The following is a 623-nucleotide window of genomic DNA, read 5'->3' on the forward strand; positions in this document are numbered from 1 at the left end:
CCGTAGGATGAATCCGCGCCAAGGTGCTTTCCCGCTGTTCGGCGGTCAATTGCCCACGACTGACTTTCTTGTCCAGCAGCACGGCAGAATGCGCCTTGCCCTTCTCGGCCGCCGCCAGGTTGATGTCCTTGAGCACCACCTCAACGCCCGCACAAGCACTCACATACGCAATGCCCGCGCCCATCATCCCGGCGCCCAGCACGCCCACCTTACGCGTGACATAAGGGGCAAAACCTTTCGGCCGTGAGCTGCCGGCGTTGATCTCATTGAGCTGAAACCAGAAGGTGCCAATCATGTTTTTCGCCACTTGCCCGGTGACCAGCTCGGTGAAGTAGCGGGTTTCGATCAGGTGCGCAGTGTCGAAATCCACTTGGGCGCCTTCTACAGCCGCACAGAGAATTTTCTCCGGCGCGGGGAAGCAGCCATTGGTTTTACTGCGCAAAATCGACGGCGCGATGGCCAGCATCTGCGCAACTTTTGGGTTTGACGGCGTGCCGCCGGGGATCTGGTAGCCCTTGTTGTCCCACGGTTGTTTGGCCTCGGGATTGGCCAAAATCCAGGCGCGGGACTTGGCCAGCAGCTCATCGCGATCCGCCGCCAGCTCATTGATCAAACCCGCCTGC

At 60.2% G+C, this 623-nt stretch carries 1 protein-coding gene; it reads right to left on the reverse strand.

Features of this window, described 5'->3' with window-relative positions:
* On the reverse strand, positions 1-623 hold a 623-nt coding region (locus tag FEM54_RS33630), incomplete at both ends, for a 3-hydroxyacyl-CoA dehydrogenase NAD-binding domain-containing protein (RefSeq protein ID WP_240792844.1).

The organism is Pseudomonas edaphica (assembly GCF_005863185.1).
Taxonomy (GTDB): domain Bacteria; phylum Pseudomonadota; class Gammaproteobacteria; order Pseudomonadales; family Pseudomonadaceae; genus Aquipseudomonas; species Aquipseudomonas edaphica.